Annotated in this window: 10 protein-coding genes; all 10 read left to right on the forward strand. The window is 35.3% G+C overall.

Annotated elements, in window-relative coordinates; translation table 11 throughout:
- Positions 1-4: 4 nt before the first annotated feature.
- Entirely contained in the window at positions 5-3,091 is a 3,087-nt protein-coding gene (gene infB / locus N4A45_06245) for a translation initiation factor IF-2 (GenBank protein MCT4664817.1), read from the forward strand.
- A 238-nt stretch (positions 3,092-3,329) separates the two neighbouring features.
- A complete protein-coding gene (locus N4A45_06250) occupies positions 3,330-4,973 on the forward strand; it encodes a HAMP domain-containing histidine kinase (GenBank protein ID MCT4664818.1) in 1,644 nt (547 codons plus the stop codon).
- 11 nt (positions 4,974-4,984) lie between these two features.
- Positions 4,985-5,554, forward strand: a complete 570-nt coding sequence (locus tag N4A45_06255) for a response regulator transcription factor (protein ID MCT4664819.1) — start codon at positions 4,985-4,987, stop codon at positions 5,552-5,554.
- Between the two features lie 105 nt (positions 5,555-5,659).
- A complete protein-coding gene (locus N4A45_06260; GenBank protein MCT4664820.1) occupies positions 5,660-10,096 on the forward strand; it encodes a BspA family leucine-rich repeat surface protein in 4,437 nt (1,478 codons plus the stop codon).
- Positions 10,097-10,266: 170 nt separating this feature from the next.
- Positions 10,267-13,347 (forward strand): VCBS repeat-containing protein, encoded by a 3,081-nt coding sequence (locus N4A45_06265; GenBank protein ID MCT4664821.1) that lies wholly within the window; start codon positions 10,267-10,269, stop codon positions 13,345-13,347.
- A gap of 399 nt (positions 13,348-13,746) precedes the next feature.
- Positions 13,747-14,076 carry an iron-sulfur cluster assembly accessory protein gene (locus N4A45_06270; protein ID MCT4664822.1) on the forward strand — a complete coding sequence of 110 codons (330 nt, stop codon included), beginning with the start codon at positions 13,747-13,749 and terminating at the stop codon, positions 14,074-14,076.
- A 71-nt stretch (positions 14,077-14,147) separates the two neighbouring features.
- Positions 14,148-15,590: a Fe-S cluster assembly protein SufB gene (gene sufB / locus N4A45_06275; GenBank protein MCT4664823.1), complete on the forward strand. Its 1,443-nt coding sequence runs from the start codon at positions 14,148-14,150 to the stop codon at positions 15,588-15,590.
- 46 nt (positions 15,591-15,636) lie between these two features.
- A complete protein-coding gene (sufC, locus tag N4A45_06280) occupies positions 15,637-16,374 on the forward strand; it encodes a Fe-S cluster assembly ATPase SufC (protein MCT4664824.1) in 738 nt (245 codons plus the stop codon).
- A gap of 11 nt (positions 16,375-16,385) precedes the next feature.
- Complete coding sequence (gene sufD / locus N4A45_06285) at positions 16,386-17,615, forward strand: Fe-S cluster assembly protein SufD (protein MCT4664825.1); 1,230 nt, start codon at positions 16,386-16,388, stop codon at positions 17,613-17,615.
- Positions 17,616-18,011: 396 nt separating this feature from the next.
- On the forward strand, positions 18,012-22,312 hold a 4,301-nt coding region (locus tag N4A45_06290; protein ID MCT4664826.1), incomplete at its 3' end, for a hypothetical protein.

The following is a 22,312-nucleotide window of genomic DNA, read 5'->3' on the forward strand; positions in this document are numbered from 1 at the left end:
GTTAATGAGTACCAGATTAAGTAAAGCTGCAAGAGAATTTAACGTAAGTATCGACAGACTTGCGGAAACACTGGCTTCAAACGGTCATGAGATTGTTGCACGTCCGACTACAAAAATATCGGATGAGCAATACAATATCCTCGTGGAAAAATTCCAGTCTGACCTCGCCCAGAAAAAGAAATCTGTGGCAGTTTCTAATAAAATAAAGGAAGAGAAAGAAGTTCTGAAGAATGCTAGAAAAGCATCGGAAAAAGCAAAGGAAGAACCCGTTGCGAAAGAACCCGCTCCTAAAACAGAAACTCCAGCAGCTGAAGAAACTCCAAAAAAGGAGGAAAAAACTCCCGAAACTCCTGCTCCTAAAGTAGAAGAAAAACCTGCACCAGTAGTAGAGAAGAAGGAAGAGCCAAAAGTGGAAGAAAAGAAAGAAGAGCCAACCAAGGAAACTCCAAAGGAGCAAGAAATGGTGAGTAATTCTAAAAAACTTCAAGGGCCTAAGCAAGTAGGAAAAGTAGATCTTGAGCCTAAAAAGCCTAAGAAAACTGCCCCTAAAAAGGAGGAGCCTGTGGCTAAAAAAGAAGCCCCTAAAAAGGAAGAGGTAAAACCTGAGCAAAAAGAAGCTCCTAAGAAAACCACTAAGCCAGCTAAGGTGAAAAAGGATGTGGAGCTTATTAAAGCAAGAGGAAATAAACTTCAGGGTCTCAAAACTGTTGGAACAATTGATGAAATCAATGCAAGCAACAAAAAGAATGGAGTAAGCTCAAAGGATGAAGAGTTGATTAAAAAACAGCTCCAATCTAAGCTAAAAACTGCCAAAAAAGAAGCCCCTAAGACTGAGGAAAAGCCAGAAGCTAAAACCCCAGAAAAAGCCCCTGAGCCAGAATTAATCAAAGCCAAGGCGGCAACACTTTCTGGTCCTAAGATGACGGGACAAAAAATTGACCTAAGTCAATTTAATAAACCCAAGAAAAAAGTTGCTTCATCAGCTGGTAAAACAGACGATAAAAACAAGAAGAAAAAGCGTAAACGTATTAGTAAACCTGGAGAAAACAACCAGAAGAATAATGCGAACCCGAACAATCGTAACCAGAGAAACAACAGAAATACCCAAGGTGGAGGTCGTAATAATAACCAAAACCGAAACAATAACAATCGAAAAGGAAAAAAGCCTGCAGCAAAAGCTGAAGAGCCTACAGATGCAGAAATCCAAAAGAGAATTTCGGATACGTTAAGCCGATTGACCAATAAGAGCAAGAATAAAGGAGCTAAATATCGTCGTTCTAAGCGTGATGAAAGACGTGAGAAAGAAGAAATAGCACAACAAGAACTTGCTGCACAAAGTAAAGTTATCAAGGTTACAGAATTCGTTACAGTAAACGAATTAGCAACCATGATGGATGTAAGCATTACCGAAGTAATTTCTTCTTGTATGATGCTGGGTCTTATGGTAACTATGAACCAAAGACTTGATGGAGAAACACTCCAAATAGTTGCTGAAGAATTTGGATTTACCGTAGAATTTGTATCTGCAGATGTGCAAGAAGCCATCGAAGAAGAAGTAGATAACGAAGATGATTTACTAGAAAGAGCACCAATAGTAACCGTAATGGGGCACGTAGATCACGGTAAAACATCACTTCTGGATCATATCCGTGAGGCAAATGTAATTGCGGGTGAAGCAGGAGGAATAACACAACATATTGGTTCTTATCACGTAGAGCTAGAGTCTGGTAAAATGATTACCTTTATTGATACACCAGGTCACGAAGCCTTTACTGCCATGAGAGCACGTGGAGCCAAAGTAACCGATGTAGTAATAATTGTAATCTCTGCTACAGACAGAATCATGCCTCAAACTAAGGAAGCCATTGCTCACGCACAGGCTGCCGAAGTACCAATGATTTTTGCAATCAACAAAGTGGATCTTCCAGACGCTAATCCTGATAAAATTAAAGAAGAATTAGCAGGAATGAATCTCTTAGTTGAAGATTGGGGAGGAAAATTCCAGTCTCAAGAGGTATCAGCTAAAACAGGTCTTGGTGTATCAGATTTATTAGAAAAAGTACTTCTAGAATCAGAACTCTTAGAACTAAAAGCAAATCCTAAGCGTAAAGCCAAAGGAGCTATTATAGAAGCTTCTCTTGATAAAGGAAAAGGTTATATTACGAATATATTAGTACAAAACGGAACACTTTCAATAGGAGACTTTATCCTTTCAGGACAGTATTATGGAAAAGTAAAAGCAATGCAAGACGAAAGAGGTCAGCTTGTGAAAACCGCTGGACCATCTGTACCTGTGAGTATCTTAGGATTAAACGGAGCACCACAAGCAGGTGATGATTTCCATGTAATGTCAGACGAAAAAGAAGCAAAATCTATTGCTACAAAACGTACACAATTACAACGTGAACAAGCCATCAGAACACAGAAGCACGTAACACTAGAAGTTCTTGCTCAGCGTATGGCAATTGGAGATTTCCAAGAGTTGAACTTAATTGTAAAAGGAGACGTGGATGGTTCTATCGAAGCATTGGCAGACTCTTTACAAAAACTTTCAACAGAATCTATCCAAGTGAATATTATTCATAAAGCAGTAGGACAAATCTCAGACTCTGACGTATTGTTAGCATCAGCATCTAATGCAATTATCGTAGGATTCCAAGTAAGACCTTCTGGATCGGCACGTAAGATCGCTGAAAACGAGGATGTAGAAATCCGTACTTACTCAATCATCTATGATGCAATCAATGAGATTAAGGAAGCGATGGAAGGAATGCTTGCACCGAAATTTAAAGAGGAAATTATTGGTCAAATAGTTATCCGTGAAACGTTCAAGATTTCTAAAGTTGGAACGATCGCAGGTTGTTATGTAATGACAGGTAAAATCACACGTAATAGTAGCGTAAGACTCATCCGTGATGGAATCGTGAAATACGATGGAAAACTTGGTTCTCTAAAGCGTTTTAAAGACGATGTAAAAGAAGTAACTAAAGGATTCGAATGTGGATTGAATATCGAAAACTATAACGATATCATCGTTGGAGATGAAATTGAAGTGTATGAGCAAGTAGAAGTAAAGCAAAAGCTTAAATAACATTTAAGATTTCGTAAACCGAAATATTGAAGCCCATTCTTTTTAAGGATGGGCTTTTTTTATGCAATTTTCACTTTTTTATAGCAATAAAACAGGATGTACATTAACAATTACAGTAGATGTTCTATTTAATAATGTTTATTGTTACATTTGTAAGAGTAATCTTTAAGTTTCGAGAATGAAAATCGCACATTTTAAGATCTTACATTTCTTGTTTCCTATTCAATAATATGTAGTATTGTTACATAATGTCTATATAGTACTCTTTTTTTTAGCATCGAATATTCTCTGGGCGAATGAAAAAGATAAAGTAAACGTTTTTTATCAAGCAGGAAAATTTGATAAAGCCATGGAGGTGGTTTTTAAAGAATTGGAAAGAACAGATATAGAGCCATCTGATGCATATTTTTTTTTAAATGTTTTGGGTGAAATCCATCGTACAAAAGAAGACTTTCCTAAGGCTTTAAAATATCTTAAACAGTCGCAAAAATTTATTGATAATCGTAGAAATCAAGTTCATTTTCACAATAGAATAGGAGCTGTTTATTACCAATGGGCATTTTGTGATGTAGAAAAAACAGAAAAAGCATTTCAATATTTGTATAAATCAATTGAGGAATCTGATGGAGCCTTTTTGGAAATGGAACTAAATTCTTGGAATCTGATCGCTACTTTAGAGTCGCAGGTGAATAATAATCACTCAAAATCTATTAACATTTTTGCAAAAGCTATTGAACAGGCTCTTTTAAATAATTTTATTGATATCGAGACCCAATTGCTCATCAACAGTACAACACCATTAACGGCTATGGAAAAGTGGCAAAAGGCGGAGCATAATCTTTGTAAAGCACTTTCTATATCCAATACTTTAAAAATTCCTATTTATCAACTCACTATCTATCAAAAATTATCCAATATTTATCAAGCTATTGGCAATGATATTTTGCAAGTGCAATCCTTGCGGAGAGAAATAGACTATACCTATCAAATATTTGATACTAAAAAGATTGCTTTAGAGAAAAAACTAGAAAAAGTTTTTCAAGTTCATAAAAAGGAAAAGGAAAATGCCAAATTATTGGTTGAAAATAAGTTTAAATCTTGGATCATAGCCGTTTCTGTTTTGGTATTATTTGTTTTTATGATACTGATAGCTAGAGTGATAAAATTGAAAAATAAATTATCCATAAAAAACAAAGCATTAGAGGAATCTGATACACTCAACAAAAAAATATTCACCATTATTTCTCATGACCTCAAAAGTCCAATGATGTCTTTAGAATCAATGATTTTTCTACTAGATGAAAACTGGATAGGTAAGCAGGAAATTGCACAGTATAAAAAGGAATTATCAATAAAAATCTCTCAAGCTAAGAGTTTTATTGACGATTTATTGCTTTGGTCTTATAGCGAAATCAACCAAGAAGTTATTTTAGAACAGTTGGAAATTTCTAAAATAATCGAACAAATCGAGCAGCTTTATAAAGAATCATTAGTTGAGAATAGACAAAAAATTCTCTATACACAGAAAACAACAGAAATTCCAGTAGGACATAGAATGTTGATTTTTTTAGTACTTAAGAATTTGATTCTAAACGCTATAAATTATGCGGAGAAAAATTCCACTATTAACGTTCTAACAGAAGAATCAAAAGAGGGGAGATCAATTATTTCGGTAAAGAGTACAGGAGAGAGTATTTCACCAGAAATTTCAAAGAAAATTTTTGATTTAAGCCGTGCCATTGATTTGGATAAAGTTACTAGCAATGGAGGATATGGAATTGGTCTAAATATTTTATCGAGGTTGCTGGATAAACATGGTGCCAAAATATGGATTGATGATTCATTTAGTAAAGGTGTTTTAGTAAAATTTGAAGTATGTTAAAAGTTGGTTTTTTGGATGATCACCAGGTAGTGTTAAATGGGTTGAATCATTATTTTGAATCTCGTTTTGAGATTGTATTTACTTTATCAAATCCACAAAAGTTAGATGCATATATCCAAAAATACAAACCAGAGGTCTTAGTGATGGATATAGTGCTGCCAGAGGTCAATTTTTTGGACCTTTATAAAGATACCCTTGAAAAGTATCCAAAGTTGAGAATCATTGCCTATTCTAGTCTAACGGATACTATTGTTGAACAAACACTCAAAAAAATAGGAGTAGAAGCCATGATTTCTAAAAATGCTCCTATAGAAACGTTGTATTCGGCAATACTGAAAAAAGATTTAGCAGAAGCTAAGGAAGAGCAGGAGGTCATTCCAGAGCTGTTAAAACTTACCAAAACAGAAATTAAAATTATTGAATATCTAGCAGACGGGAAATCCTCTAAAATGATGGCGATAAAAATGATGCGGAGCTACAAAACAATAGATAATCACAAGCAAAATATCTTTAAAAAAATGCAAGTTTCTAATATAGGAGATTTAATCTCTAAAGCTTATAAATGGGGTGTTTTGAAATAAACTTTTGATATAGGGAAAATTCCCTATTTTTCACCCAAAATACCGTTTTATCTATATTTTTTCTTTCTTTTTGCATGATAAAAACTCATTGCAAAAAAAAATAAAATGAAAAAACTATTTGTTTTTCTTGGTTTGCTCTTACTTGCAAGTCAAACAACAAGGGCTCAGCAACCTGTTTCAAATGTGTCAGATTATTTTATCACCAAGTGGGTGCCTACAAGCCAAAACCAAACGATAAATTTTCCTTTTTACCCAGAAACTAACAAATCCATTGAGATAGATTGGGATAACGATGGGGTATTTGATCAAACAGTAAGTACTCATAGTGGTGTAAATCATAGTTTTATTTCAATGGATACCATAACTGTTGCAGTAAAAGGAAAAATCCGTTATTTTGGATATCTCTTTTCTGGGAATCTGGTTGATCGTAATGAATTAGTGGAGATTGCTCAATGGGGAAATAATAAGTGGAAAAGTTTCAGATTTTCTTTTGCTAAGTGTCATAATTTGAAAATTACCGCTACCGATACACCAGATTTTTCTGAATTGACCAGTTTAGAAAGTGCTTTTTATGAAGCTTCGGGATTTAATTCACCAGTAAACAATTGGGATGTTTCTAAGGTTGAGCGGTTTGATGGATGCTTTTACCGTACTAAGTTTGATCAATCTTTATCAAATTGGAACACCGCCTCTGCTAAGAATATGTCATTAATGTTTTGTAATACCCCGTTTAATAAACCAATAAACCACTTTAAAACTTCAAAAGTGGAGAATATGGCATTTATGTTTAGTGATGCGAAAAAATTTAATCAGCCAATAAATAGTTGGAATGTTTCAGAGGTAACTGATTTTAGAGAGATGTTTAGAAGTGCTAGTAAATTTAACCAATCGCTATTGGGTTGGAATACGCAAAGTGCTACTAGTATGAAAAGAATGTTTCAGGGAGCATTAGATTTCAATCAACCAATCAGTCATTTTGATGTAAAGAACGTAACAAGTTTAGAGTATATGTTTTCTAGTGCCAAAAAATTCAATCAAGATTTGAATAATTGGAATGTTGGAAATGTAACGGATATGACAGGGGTTTTTTATCAAACAGATTCTTTTAATCAAGATATCAGTAGTTGGAATTTATCCAAAGTTGAAAATACTCAAAGTATGTTTGGACATGCCAAAAGGTTTAATCAACCTATTGGTGGTTGGGATGTCTCAAGAGTAAAGAACATGAATGGAATGTTCTATAATGCCACAGTTTTTAATCAACCTTTAAATAGTTGGAGAGTTGATAGCGTTACCAATATGTCTACAATGTTTAGAGATGCCACATCCTTTAACCAGCCTTTGGACAAATGGAATGTATCCAAGGTCGAAAATATGTGGTTTATGTTTCTGTCAGCCAATGCTTTTAACCAGAACATTGGAACCTGGCGTTTTGATGCCATAAATGATAGTCATGATTTAGAACATTTTGTTACTTATACTTCAATATCGAAGGATTATTATGACAAATTATTAATGGGTCTTTTTGAGCAAAGGGCTTCACTGCCTACTGGGGTAAAGATCAATGTACATGGAAAATATTGTTACGGAGCAGGTGAAAAAGATAGCTTGATTTCTCAGCTCAATTGGAATATTAATGACTATGGACAAGAGTGTCCTGATACAACTGTTTATTTTGTAACCACTTGGGATTTAAGTAAGTCAGAGATGGATAATAATGACATTAAGCTTCCTCTTATTGCTCATACAGACTCCAGTGGCTATGATATTGACTGGGATGGAGATGGTCTTTTTGATGAATTTGGAATAAAGTCACCAGTTACCCACACATATCCTAATACAAACGGGGTTTATACGATTAAGGTAAGAGGGGCTTTCAGTTTGTTTGACAACGATTCACTACCCTGGCAGGATAAAGAAGCATTGGTAAGTGTAGATCAATGGGGAAGCAACCAATGGGAAACAATGAAAAGTGCTTTTAATGGATGTAGTAATCTTCAAGTTCTTGCAACAGATGCTCCAGATCTTTCTAAGGTAAAGGACTTATCTGGGATGTTTGAAAGTGCACGTAAAATGAATTCAGATATATCTTCTTGGGATGTATCCAATGTAGAGAATATGTCTAAGCTCTTTGCCTATACAGAAGCCTATAATCAGGACTTAAATTCTTGGGATGTCTCCAATGTAACCAATATGGAGAAAATGTTTGAAGGAGCCAAGAAATTTAATAAACCCTTAAACTCTTGGAATACTTCAAAGATAACCAGTATGACAGGTATTTTTAGAAGTGCTTCAGATTTTAATCAGCCCTTAGATTCTTGGGATGTATCGAGAGTGAAAAATATGGATTTCTTGTTTCAAGGAGCTACAAAATTTAATCAAGATATTGGCAATTGGAAAGTAGATAGTGTTACAAGTATGTACGGTACTTTTGGAGGAGCAACTAATTTTAATAAAGATCTGAATAACTGGAACGTATCTAATGTGACCAAAATGAGTGGAATTTTTAGGTATGCCACATCTTTTAATCAACCATTAAATGATTGGGATGTGAGTAATGTAACTGACTTCTATGAAGCATTTGCTGGTGCAAATTCTTTTAATAAACCACTCAATAACTGGGATGTAAGTAATGCTAATGGTTTAGGTTTTATGTTTTCTGGAGCGAGCTCTTTTAATCAGCCACTTGATTCTTGGGATGTAAGGAATGCTCAGTTTTTCATCTATATGTTCGAAAACTGTACAGATTTTAATCAATCACTGAACAGTTGGGATCTTTCAAATGCTAAATACATGGATGGAATGTTTTGGGGGGCAAGTTCTTTTAATGGGAATATTAATGATTGGGATTTAGCAGGAGTTATTGCGGTTGCAAATTTGCTAAATAATGCCACATCTTTTAATCAGAGCTTGGAGAATTGGAACTTCAATTCATCTAACCAGATAATAAATTTAGATGGGTTTATAAACAATACTGCCATTACAGGAGATAATTATGATAAATTATTAAAAAACCTTTATTCTCAAAGGGATTCTCTTCCTAGTGCTGTGCCTTATAATATTCAAGGAACTTTTTGTCATGCCAGCGAAGAAAGAGATTCTTTAATTGCAAGAGGTTGGCAAATTGCAGATGGAGGGCAAAAATGTCTTGAAATGACATTGGTGGATAACAATCCTACATGTTTTGGGGCTTCTAACGGATCTATAGATACACTCAATGTGAGTGGGCAAGTAGGTGCGGTTACCCTAAAATATATCTCAGGAATAGACACATTGCTAAGTGGAGAGAATTTAAAAGCAGGACAATATACTGTTTTGGCCTCTGATGAAGGAAGCAAGACTTATAGAGATACAATTATACTGAATCAGCCAGCAAAAGAGAATGCTTCTTTTTCTTATACTAATGCTGAATATTGTCAAGGTGAGGAGATAGGAACACCAGTAGTTTCGGGTGTTGCTGGAGGAAGTTTTTCATCGCCTACGCTTTCAGGTATTAATGGGACTTCAGGATATTTAGGTAATAATCAAAGTCCAGGAACACATAAAGTGTATTATACCTCAGGAGGGAGTTGTCCAAATACAGATAGTACCGTAGTTACCATTTTACCTATTAAATACGATACCGAAACCTTGAATAAAGTTGCGGATGATTTCTTATGGAATGGAACGCTTTTTACAGAATCTGTTACAGGGTTTAAAGACACGCTTACTTCTTCAAATGGTTGTGACAGTATCGTAACTCTTAATTTGACATTAACACCTCCTTTCGTTTGTCCAGAAAATGTGAGTTATTGTAATGGAACCAGTATGTCCACTTATTACGAGTATTTATCAGAATTCAAATTAGGTACTATGACAAATGTTACCACTCAAGATATGCAAGGTTATCATGATTATAAAGAAGATGAGCAAAAACAAATAGAAAGTACTCCTGGAGCAGTCCTTAATTTGTCTATAGACGAATCAGGTGTATTTGCAAATAATTTCCTTACTGCTTATCAAATTTATGTTGATTGGAACCAAGATGGAACTTTTGGAGACTCTGGAGAACTTATGTTTCAAGCCAAGAATAATACGGCAGTAAGCGGAAGTTTTCAAATACCAACAACGACTCAGCCAGGATGCTATGCGGTTAGAGTAATAGACTCGTGGGCAAACTATGTTTCGCCTTGTAGTATTTTCTATTTTGGAGAAGTAGAAGATTATAAATTGAATGTAAGAAGTAGCAATGGCGTTCTCCCTAAAATGAAGCCACAAGAACCACTTACAATCCAGTACACAAATTACGATAATGAAATAGTAGCCAGAGGAAGCACTCTTTTGAAAGTAGGTGAATCATTTGAAGTATTCTTAAGAACGATGGAATCAGGAACGACAACATTCCAAATCACCGATGCCTTAGGTCGTGTATACAAAACCCTAGATTTTGCCCACGAAAAAGGAATCAACGAAATAGAAATCACTACCGAAGGACTACCAAAAGGGGTGTTCTTTATAGGAAACAGCCTTTCGGTAAAAGCATTGAGATTTGTAGTTCAGTAGTTTCATTACTGAGATATTTTTGTACGCTAAAAGAGCCTCAATTTTGAGGCTCTTTTTTTATGGTCGTACATTTCGTAACATCATTTCGACCTTTCGTAACATTTTTTTGTAATAAAACGAATGATTTGTAATATTATTGTCGAAGTACAAAAAAATAAACTCTAAACAAAATGAAAAGAAAAACAATTAGCCTATTAGTAGGTTTATTTATCGGTGGTTTTTCCATAGCACAAACACCAGAATTTACAAGAGTATTACCACCTGGACAAACAGCATTCGAGAATTTTACGGATGTGAGGTATGGAACAACCAATTTTACCGATATCGATGGCGATAATGACCAAGATGTTCTGATAACAGGTTGGAGTAATATAGGACAAATAAGTGAGCTTTATAGCAATGATGGAAATGGAGTATTTACTAAGGTAAGTAATACGCCTTTTACGGGTGTTCGCCATAGTTCCGTCTCTTTTGCAGATATTGATGGCGATAATGACCAAGATGTTCTGATAACGGGTAATAATAGTAATAATCAACCAATAAGTGAACTTTATACCAATGATGGAAGTGGAGTATTTACTAAGGTAAACAATACGTCTTTTACAGGTGTTTATCATAGTTCAGTGTCTTTTACGGATATCGATGGCGATAATGACCAAGATGTGCTGATAACAGGTTCTAATAACAGCAATGTACGAATAAGTGAGCTTTATACCAATGATGGAAATGGAGTTTTTACTAAGGTAAATAATACACCTTTTATAAGTGTGAATGTTGGTTCAGTCTCATTTGTAGATATCGATGGTGATAATGATCCCGATGTTCTGATAACGGGTTATAGTAATGTAGGACGAATAAGTGAGCTTTATACCAATGATGGAAATGGAGTATTTACTAAGGTAAACAATACACCATTTGCAGGTGTGGGTAATAGTTCAGTCTCCTTCGCAGATATTGATGGGGATAACGACCAAGATGTTCTGATAGCGGGTATTAGTGCTGGAGGAGTAATAAGTGAGCTCTATACCAATGATGGTAATGGTGTATTTACAAAGGTTAACAATACGCCTTTTACAGGTGTTTTTAATGGTTCAATCTCCTTTGCGGATATCGATGGAGATAATGATCAAGATGTGCTGATAACGGGTAGGCTGGATTATAGTAATGCTGAGCGAATTAGCGAGCTTTATAGCAACAATGGTAGTGGAGAATTTTCCAAAGTAAGCAATACGCCTTTTACAGTCGTTACACAAAGCTCAGTTTCTTTTGCCGATATCGATGGTGATAATGATCAAGATATTTTGATAACGGGTTGGAGTATTATAGGACGAATAAGTGAGCTTTATACCAATGGTGGTAATGGGGTATTTGTCAAGGTAAGCAATAAATCTTTTACAGGTGTTAATGGTAGTTCAGTCTCTTTTGCTGATATCGATGGAGATAATGATCAAGATGTTTTGATAACTGGTTCTAGTAATGGAGAACGAATAAGTGAGCTTTATACCAATGATGGGAATGGAGTATTTGCAAAAGTAAACAATACACCTTTTACGGGTGTCAGTTCGGGTTCAGTCTCTTTTGCGGATATCGATGGTGATTACGATCAAGATGTGTTGATTACGGGATATAATAGTAATAATCAAGGAATAAGTGAGTTTTATACCAATGATGGAAATGGAGTATTTACCAAGTCTGATAGTACCACTTTTACAGATGTGTATATTGGTTCAGTTTCTTTTACCGATATTGATGGTGATAATGACCAAGATGTGTTGATTACGGGATATAATAGTAATAATCAAGGAATAAGTGAGCTTTATACCAATGATGGAAATGGAGTATTTACAAAAGTAAACAATACACCTTTTACGGGTGTCAGTTCGGGTTCAGTCTCTTTTGCCGATATCGATGGAGATGATGACCCAGATGTACTGATAACGGGGTATAGTCAAGCAGGGCTCATAAGTGAGCTTTATACCAATAATGGAAATGGGGTATTTACCAAGTCTGAAAGCACTCCTTTTACGGATGTTAGTGGTGGTTCAGTCTCTTTTGCCGATATTGATGGAGATAATGACCAAGATGTACTGATAACGGGTTATAGTAATGGAGGGCCAATAAGTGAGCTTTATGAAAATAATGGTTTTGGAGAATTCACCAAATCAGACAGCACCACTTTTACGGGTGTTAATTTTAGCTCAGTTTCTTTTGCCGATATCGATGGTGATAATGATCAAGATGTTTTGATAACGGGTTATGGCAATGGAGGACAAGTAAATGAGCTTTATACCAATGATGGAAATGGTTTATTCGCAAAAGTAGACGACACGCCTTTTACAGGTGTTTATATAGGTTCAGTCTCTTTTGCCGATATCGATGGGGATAATGACCAGGATGTGTTAATTACTGGGTATTCTAATGACGGTTCAGTAGCAGAACTATGGAGAAACGGTTCGGCAACGACACCAAGTTTTACCTGCCCAGATTCTGTAATATTTTGTAATTCATCTTCATACTCATCTTTCTATGAATATATCAGCCAAGTGGATTTAGGGTCTAGCTCCAATGCCAGTAGCCAAGATTATCTAGGTTTTCATAATTATAAAGAAGATGCTACTAAGCATATTACAGGTTCGGTAGGGCAAAGCTTACCATTGGAAATCCAAGAAAGTGGATATTATGCCAATTATTTCCTAACGGCTTACCAAGTATATATCGATTGGAACCAAGACGGAACATACGGAGATGCAGGGGAACTGGCTTTCTATGGAAAGAGTTATAACGGAGTTACGGGTAATATTCAAATACCAGTTTCTACTTTGCCTGGATGTTATGGTGTGCGAGTCATCGCCTCTTGGGCAAACTATACCCTACCTTGTTATAATTTCTATTACGGAGAAGTAGAAGACTATAAACTCAACGTGGAAGCAGGAAATGGAAATATTCCAAAACTAATGGGACCACAACAGCAGTTGGAAGTAGCATACACCGAGTTTGATAATGAACTTGTGACTTTAGGAAACACCGTTTTAAAATCAGGTGAAACTTTTGAAGCATTGCTAAGAACCAAAGAAACAGGAATAACAACATTCCAAATCACCGATGCCTTAGGTCGTGAGCACAAAACCTTAGATTTTGCTCACGAAAAAGGAATCAACGAAGTAGAAATCACCACCGAAGGACTACCAAAAGGGGTGTTCTTTATAGGAAACAGTCTTTCGGTAAAAGCATTGAGATTTGTAATTCAGTAGTTTTATTACTGAGATATTTTTGTACGCTAAAAGAGCCTCAATTTTGAGGCTCTTTTTTGTTTTTAAAGTGTTTGGAAAGTTTGTTTTTGACAATTCGAGTGATTTTTGGTGGAATGTAATGGAGTCAAAAATTGTATCGAGAACGACTTTTTTAAACCGTTTCTTTAACCAATTTCTCTTTAGATCTTATCACTTTAATTGTGTAAATTTTAATCTCAATTTTGGTTTGAGATTTATAATGAGGTGCAACTTACAAAAAAGAATAAATCACTAGTCATTATCGCTATAAATCACCTATGTTTGACAACTGTAAATTCTCTAAATTTATTTTATGATTTATATCATATTTCACAGCATTATTTGTTAAATTTGCAGATTGAACACCAGCCAAAAGAAACTATGATAACCATAACCGAAAAAGCTAAAAGTAGGCTAATTAATTTGATGCAAGAGGATGATATGAATCTTCAAGAGCATTTTGTTCGTGTAGGTGTCACTACAGGCGGTTGCTCAGGATTATCTTATCAGCTTGATTTTGATAGAGAAAAAAAAGAGAATGACCATTTGATAGAAGTAGAAGGTATCAAAATAGTTGTTGATAAAAAATCGGTACTCTATCTTGCAGGTACCTCATTAAACTATTCAGGAGGATTGAATGGAAAAGGATTTGTTTTCGAAAACCCAAATGCATCCCGCACTTGTGGATGTGGTGAGAGTTTTTCGCTTTAATTAGATAAAAAAAGTCCGAAAACCACCTTAGAAAAATTAGCATGAACGAAGAAAATACGCAAAACCAAAATATGTCTGAAGAAGACAAATTACTTCACGAGGTAACCACTTCTGAATACAAATATGGTTTTTATACAGATATAGAATCGGATACGATTCCCAAAGGATTGAATGAAGAGGTTATTCGTTTGATTTCTGAAAAGAAAAATGAACCACAATGGTTGCTGGATTGGAGATTGAAATCATTTAAAATCTTCCAAAAAATGGAAGAAAAACAATGGGCAAACGTAGAGTATGAAAAGCCGAATCTTCAAGATATTTCCTATTATTCTGCCCCAAAACAGAAAAAAGAACTAGAAAGTTTGGATGAAGTAGATCCAAAGCTTTTGGAAACTTTTGAAAAACTTGGAATCTCACTAGAAGAACAAAAAAGACTTTCAGGAGTGGCTGTTGATATTGTAGTAGATTCTGTTTCCGTAGGAACTTCTTTTAAGGAAAAACTAGGAGAATTAGGGATTATTTTTTGTTCTATTTCTGAAGCAATACATGAACACCCAGAATTGGTTCGTAAGTATTTAGGAACCGTAGTTCCGCCAGCCGATAACTATTATGCCGCCTTAAATTCGGCAGTATTTACAGACGGATCTTTTTGTTATATACCAAAAGGGGTGAGATGCCCAATGGAACTATCCACCTATTTTAGAATCAACCAAGCAGGAACAGGACAGTTTGAAAGAACACTTCTAGTTTGTGATGAAGGAGCTTATGTTTCATATCTTGAAGGATGTACAGCACCACAAAGAGACGAGAATCAACTTCATGCAGCTGTTGTAGAATTAATTGCCTTGGACGATGCTGAAATCAAATATTCTACTGTTCAAAACTGGTATCCTGGTGACGAAAAAGGAAAAGGAGGCGTATTTAATTTTGTAACCAAAAGAGGAATTTGTTATAAAAACTCCAAGATATCTTGGACACAAGTAGAAACAGGTTCTGCTGTTACATGGAAATATCCATCGTGTATTCTAAGAGGTGATAATGCCATAGGAGAGTTTTTCTCTGTTGCGGTAACCAATAATCATCAACAAGCCGACACGGGTACCAAGATGATTCACGTAGGGAAAAACACCAAATCAACAATTATTTCTAAAGGAATTTCGGCAGGACATTCAAATGCCAGTTACCGAGGATTAGTTAAAATAGCTAAATCAGCGGAAAATGCCAGAAATTTTTCAGAATGTGATTCACTTTTGATGGGAGATAAATGTGGTTCACACACTTTTCCATACATAGAAGTAGATAATAAAACAGCCATGATAGAACACGAAGCCACAACTTCAAAAATTGGAGAGGAGCAAGTGTTTTATTGTAACCAAAGAGGAATTGGAGAGGATGAAGCAATTGGACTTATTGTCAACGGATATTGTAAAGAAGTCCTAGATCAGTTACCAATGGAATTTGCCGTAGAGGCAAGAAAATTACTGAGCATTTCATTAGAAGGATCAGTAGGATAATTATCGATGATAATACAATCATCAAAAACACAGAAAAGAAAGAACCATGTTAGTCATTAATAATTTACACGCCAAGATAGAAGAGACTGAAATCCTAAAAGGAATTAATCTCGAAATAAAACCAGGTGAAGTTCATGCCATAATGGGACCCAACGGAGCTGGGAAATCCACGCTTTCATCCGTTATCGCAGGAAGAGAAGAGTATGAAGTAACAGAAGGAACGATCAATTTTGATGAAGAAGACCTTTTGGAACTTGATCCTACAGAAAGAGCCCATGCCGGAGTGTTTATGTCTTTTCAATACCCTGTTGAAATACCAGGAGTAAGTGTTTCAAATTTTATCAAAACATCGATAAATGAAACAAGAAAAGGGCAAGGCTTAGAGCCAATGTCGGCAAAGGAATTGCTTAAAGAAATGAGAGAAAATCAAAAACTTTTGGAAATGGATCCAAAGTTCTTGTCTCGTTCTATGAATGAAGGATTCTCGGGTGGTGAAAAAAAGAGAAATGAGATTTTCCAAATGGCAATGCTCAAACCTAAATTATCGATACTTGATGAGACAGATTCAGGACTAGACATTGATGCACTTAGGATTGTGGCAAATGGTGTGAATAAAATGAAAAACGAAAATAATGCCGTTTTATTAATTACCCATTACCAAAGACTATTGGATTATATCGTGCCAGATTTTGTACATGTCTTGGCAGATGGTAAGATAGTGAAATCAGGAGGAAAGGAATTGGCTCTTGAATTAGAAGAAAAAGGATACGACTGGATCAAATAATGGGAATTAAGATGGATACATTTTCAACAAAAGAAAATACATCGGCAAACGACCATTGGTCTGACTACCGAAAAGCATGGAAAAAAGAGTTTGATAAAACAGGATTTCCCACAAGGAAAGATGAGAATTATCGCTATACAGATATTGCAAAAATTTTTGAGCAAAAATGGGATAGAAACACGGCTTCATTGACGGATATTTCTCTTGAGGATACCATTTGTGAGAAAGCTGTAAGGCTCGTATTTATAGACGGAATTTACCGAGTAGATTTATCGGATACTTTTAGTAATATCAGCCCTTGGACAAGTGAAAATGATTTAGGAGATATAGACTTTATTGCTCCCAAAAATGATGGAGTAGTTAATTACCATCGTTCACAAAACGAACAATTATACCTAATAGAACTTTCTGATAAAGAAATTATAGAAAACAGAGTAGAAATCCATCACTATTTTACCCATGAGGAAGGAGCTTCTTCTCTAAGATTTATTACTAAATTGGGTAATCGAGCCGAATTGAAGATTACCGAACGTTACTTTAATATAGCAGGTAAAAGATATTTACATCATAGCTTATCTGAGGTAAAGGTAGAAAAAGAAGCACACCTAGAATGGGTGAAAATTCAAGATCAATCAGAAGTCTCTATTGTAGAACATACCCATATCGCTCAAGAAGAAAAATCTAATGCCAAGTATCTAACCATTTCTTTGGATGGATCGATAGTTAGAAATAACCTATACTTTTATCATCAAGGAGAATATTTGGAGAGCGAATTAAAAGCCATCACACTCTTAAAAGGAATGTCAAAAGTTGACCATAACACATTGGTTTATCACGGAAAAGCCAATGGATACTCAAACCAATTATATAAATCGGTTTATGATGAAAAATCAAAAGGAGTATTCAACGGGAAAATCTTTGTGGAGAAAGATGCACAGAAAACCAATGCTTTTCAGCAGAATAACTCGATTATTTTAGATAGAAATGCCAGTCTTGACACAAAACCACAATTAGAAATCTTTGCTGATGATGTAAAATGTTCGCATGGATGTACGGTGGGTGAATTAGATGAAAAAGGTTTATTCTATATGAAGCAAAGAGGAATTCCTGAAAAAGAAGCGAAAGCCATACTTACATATGCGTTTTTGAGTGAGGCACTTGAAACTCAAAAGGATGATAAATTATTGAGATTGATTAGAACAAAAGTTGCAAAGAAATTAAATGTAGAGATAGATTTATAAAAATCTAAATTTCAGTATTCAACAAAAAAAAAGAGTTTTAGAGTTTTCTAAAACTCTTTTTTTATATCATGATTTGAATACATTATTCAAAAAATAACTAACGTATTTTGCCTGTCCTAAAAAAATGGACGAAATGCGAGTTTTCTATTTAACATAAATAATAAGACTGTTATGTTCTTGTGCTGTCATAACGGAATTTTATTATAATAAAATTAAAACAATTGTATATAGAGCCTTTGGAATAAGGAGATGAAGTGATTTTTGATTTATAAATTTATAGTGAATTTTCTTTCTAAAATTTTTTCTTTACGAAACTTAATATTACTTTTGCTAACTGAACAGGGTAAACTATGCCTTGTTCTTAAAGGGTTTTAAATCTATTAATTAACTGTTTTTATGAGAAATGCTTATTTGATTAGGCGGTTGAAAATACTAGTGATTCTAGTGTTTTCTTCCATGATTTCAAATGATCTCTTAGCTCAGGATACACTACAAGTAGTTTATCGTCAGAGTTTTGAAAGAGGTCAAGAGTATTGTGGTACTACACCACAGTACGACAGCTGGACGAAAACAATAGACTCACTTCGCACATTACAAGATGCGGGTGTCTATGGTTTCGTAAAAGTTGAGTTTAAGGCGGTAACCGCTACAGACTCAGTTTCATTTATGGCGTCAACTGCGTCGGATGTCCAACAAATCGTTACACAGATTACAGATACCGCTACCACGGCAGCTGATAATAATGTGTTAATCGGTGGGAAACTTTGGCATTTTGACCGAAATTGTTCACCACTTGGTACCCCAAGTGCTGGATGTCTTGGAGTTGATGTTGCTTTACGTTCTACATTAGCGATAGACATCACTGATCCAATCTTATCAGGATGTTCTCCACAAGCTGAATTTGCCATTAGACCACATTCTCGTGTAAAAGCATGGGGTGGAGCTTTTGGTACAGATATGCTAGGGACAAATCCAATTCCTTCTGCATCAGCAAATGGTCCAGATGAAGAATTGGTAATGATCGTAAGCTATGTGGATATCAAACCTCCAATACCAGTTTGTATGGATACATTCGATATCTATATTGGTAATTCAGGAACGGAGCCAATTGATCAGGTAAAGATTGATTCAATGATTAAGAAAAGTTTTGATGAATTCTTGAACCCAGGTTTATTAGCAGGTAATGCTGCCGATTCAGGATGGGGAATTCACACAGCAACTTCTAATATTGCTTCAATGAACTGTGATTCAGTTGGTAAAACTCCAACTGCTACTATTACTTTGATGGATATCGCAGGAAATGATACAACATGTGGTGTAGTTTTAAGAGTATTAGATACAATTCCTCCTCAAGCAATTGCTAAGGATACAATTAGACTTTATCTTGCAGCAGATACTACAGCATATATTGATGTAGCTACGATGGATGATGGATCTATAGATAACTGTACATCCGCAGGATTTACAAGAATTATTTCAGATACATTATTTACATGCCCAGGAGAGTATAAAGATACACTTTGGGTATCCGATGGATTTGATAAATCTCAATTTGTCGTTGTAGGAACAGATACAGTATGGGGTAACTATGCATTTGACGTTACGACTATTATTGTATTAGATACGGTACCACCGGATGCGATAATCACAGCAGGAGTAGATACTTTCTACTTAGATTCAATGGGATCAGTAACTATTGTAGCGGATTCGTTTAATAACAATTCTGGAGACAATGATACTTGTGGTACGCTAACATTTACCCTTGCTGATTCAGTATATGACTGTATGGAAGTGGGTGATCAAAGTACTCAGTTCTATGCTACAGATGCTTCTGGAAATGTTGATTCAGTAACGTTGAATATCCATATTAAGGATACACTTGCTCCAGTTGCAGTGCTTAGACCACTTATTATTGCATCTCTTGATTCCTTTGGGGTTTTTGTTTTAGATAGTGCTCAAGTGGATTCAGCTTCTTTTGATAATTGTAGTCTGGTAAGTTTAACGCTTGACATGGATACGTTTACATGTTCTCATACAGGTATGACAGGTCCAGGTTCAGTTCCTGATACCCATACAGTAATTGTAACGTTAACAGATACGAATAGTAATATCACTACAGATTCTATTAGAATTGTTGTAAAAGATACGCTAGCACCAGTTATGGAAGTGCTTGCAGTAGATACTGTTTACTTGGATAATACAGGAAACTTTACTTATCCAACTGCAGTTCTTATATCACCAATGGATTCAATGGCTTATCCAGATTATATCTATGATATTATTGATACAGCTAACTCAGTAAGCTGGTCAAATGGAAATAGATATGACAACTGTATGATCACTCCAAATTTCCCAGCTCTTCCTCCACCAGCACCAGCTATAGATCAAGGAATCACTATTAAAAACCTCAGCTTCGACTGTTCAGATATAGGTTCTTTAGTACAAGATTCAATTTTCTTTAGAGATAATTCTGGAAATACGAGTAAACATGGATTTAAAGTTCTAGTACTCGATACTTTTGCTCCTAATCCTATGGTACTTGCAGTGGATACAGTTTTCCTTGATGCAAATGGAGCTGCTGGAGTTGATAGTAATGCTTTCGATAATGGTTCAACAGATAATTGTGCAGTAGGTTCATTCTCACTAAGTGTAGATTCTTTCTTCTGTGCAAGCGCTGATTCTACTATTAAGGTGTTTACTACAGTAATGGATACAAACGGTAACTCAGCAATTGACTCAACAATGGTAACTGTTCTCGATACAGTAGCACCAGAAGTTATGTTAAGTTTTATCGACACAGTTTATCTTAATGCAGATGGATTTGTATTATTGGACAGCAATACGATGGATAGTGCCTCAATGGATAACTGTACAATTGCATCGTTCGAACTTTCTATCGATAGTTTTGCTTGTGATGCATTGAATGCTACAAATGATAGCTTGATTCCAGTTCAGACAAAAGTAACTGACCTAAGCGGAAATGCAGATTCAGCTACAGCATTCATTATGGTAAGAGATACATTAGCGCCAGTTGTTGAATGTGTTACAGATACTTTCGTTCATTTGAATGCTAATGGATTTGCTCTTATTGATTCTTCATTCCTATTCAGATCAATCACAGATAACTGTCCAGCCAACTTAACATTTACGGTTAGCGAAGACACACTTTTCTGTTCAGACTTAGATAGCCTAAATGTAACTCTTACTGTTGCAGATGATTTTGGAAACACAAGTACTTGTGTGGTAAATGTTAAGGTAATCGATACCATTGCACCAGTTGCTATGGCTAAGAATGCTACGGCATACCTTGATACAAATGGAATTTTGAAATTAGATTCGGCTTTCTTATGGAGTCAGGTTAATAACGGTTCTTCAGATAATTGTGATTTCGATTTATTCGCAGTTGATTCTATTTTCGATTGTTCTAAAGAAGGATTAAACATTGTGACCTTAATCGCCAGAGATAAATCTGGAAATGAAGGAACAGCAGAGTTCTTCTTGACAGTAGATGATACGATCAAACCAACAGCTATTGGTAAAAACATCATCGCTGTATTGAATGATAATGGAACGGTTTCTATTGATCCTTCACAAGTGGATAGTGCATCATTTGATAACTGTATGGATAACTTAACATTTGATTTAAGCCAAACTAATTTTGATTGTTCTCATGTTGGAACTGCTCAAATGGTTGACTTTATTGTAAATGATGGAAATGGACAAACAGATACTGCACAAATTACAGTAACTGTTTTAGATAAAACAGTACCAACTGCTATTGCTCAAAATATTACCGTATATCTAGATGCAATGGGTAATGTAGCAATTACAGCGGCTCAAGTGAACAATAACTCAATGGACATTTGTGGTATAGACACAATGTTTATTAGTAAAGATAGCTTGAACTGTGCTAATATTGGAACAAATCCAGTATCGCTTACAGTTGTAGATCATAGCGGAAATACAAACTCTGCTAATGCAATAGTTACTGTTATGGATACATTTGGACCAGTTGTTCACGTAACACCAGGAACTGTAGAAGTATTCCTAGATCAAACAGGACATGTTGTAATCAATTCTTCTAATGTAGTAGATTCAGTTGTTGATAACTGTGGAGGATCATCTTCTTCAGCTACTTTGGATATTGATGTAACAGACCTTACTTGTTCGTCACTTGGAATGCAAACTATTACAATTACAGCTACAGATCAAGGTGGTAATGTAACTACTACTACTAAAATGGTTGAAGTTAAAGATACGATTGCTCCTGTACTGATTGCAAAAGATACTTTCTTTGTAGATCTTGGAAGTAATGGTATAGCGAATGTCGATGCTGAAGATTTAGTAGTAACTACTTCAGATAATTGTTCACAAGTAGATAGCTTGGTATTTGGATACGATGGTACATTCAACGGAATGGTTGATTGTTCTGATGTTTCTACTCCAAAAACTGTTAAGCTTAACATCACAGATCTTAGTGGAAATACTGCTTTATCAAACGATGTAGTTATTGTAACAAAAGATGTAACGGCTCCAACAATTTCATCAACAAGCATAAGTACAACAGTACAATTGAATGCTTCTGGAATGGGAACAGTTGATACTTCTAACTTTGGACTTCAAAATATGGACGCTTGTGGAATTGCTTCACAAATGTTGAATAAAACATCTTTTGATTGTTCGAATGTAGGAAACAA

Source organism: Flavobacteriales bacterium (assembly GCA_025210805.1).
Lineage (GTDB): Bacteria > Bacteroidota > Bacteroidia > Flavobacteriales > CAJXXR01 > JAOAQX01.

Bases quoted from the DNA above. Each gene is read 5' to 3' on its own strand.
- N4A45_06265 (MCT4664821.1), top strand. From the start codon at position 10,267: ATGAAAAGAAAAACAATTAGCCTATTAGTAGGTTTATTTATCGGTGGT.
- sufC (MCT4664824.1), top strand. From the start codon at position 15,637: ATGTTAGTCATTAATAATTTACACGCCAAGATAGAAGAGACTGAAATC.
- N4A45_06260 (MCT4664820.1), top strand. From the start codon at position 5,660: ATGAAAAAACTATTTGTTTTTCTTGGTTTGCTCTTACTTGCAAGTCAA.
- sufB (MCT4664823.1), top strand. From the start codon at position 14,148: ATGTCTGAAGAAGACAAATTACTTCACGAGGTAACCACTTCTGAATAC.
- N4A45_06270 (MCT4664822.1), top strand. From the start codon at position 13,747: ATGATAACCATAACCGAAAAAGCTAAAAGTAGGCTAATTAATTTGATG.
- sufD (MCT4664825.1), top strand. From the start codon at position 16,386: ATGGATACATTTTCAACAAAAGAAAATACATCGGCAAACGACCATTGG.
- infB (MCT4664817.1), top strand. From the start codon at position 5: ATGAGTACCAGATTAAGTAAAGCTGCAAGAGAATTTAACGTAAGTATC.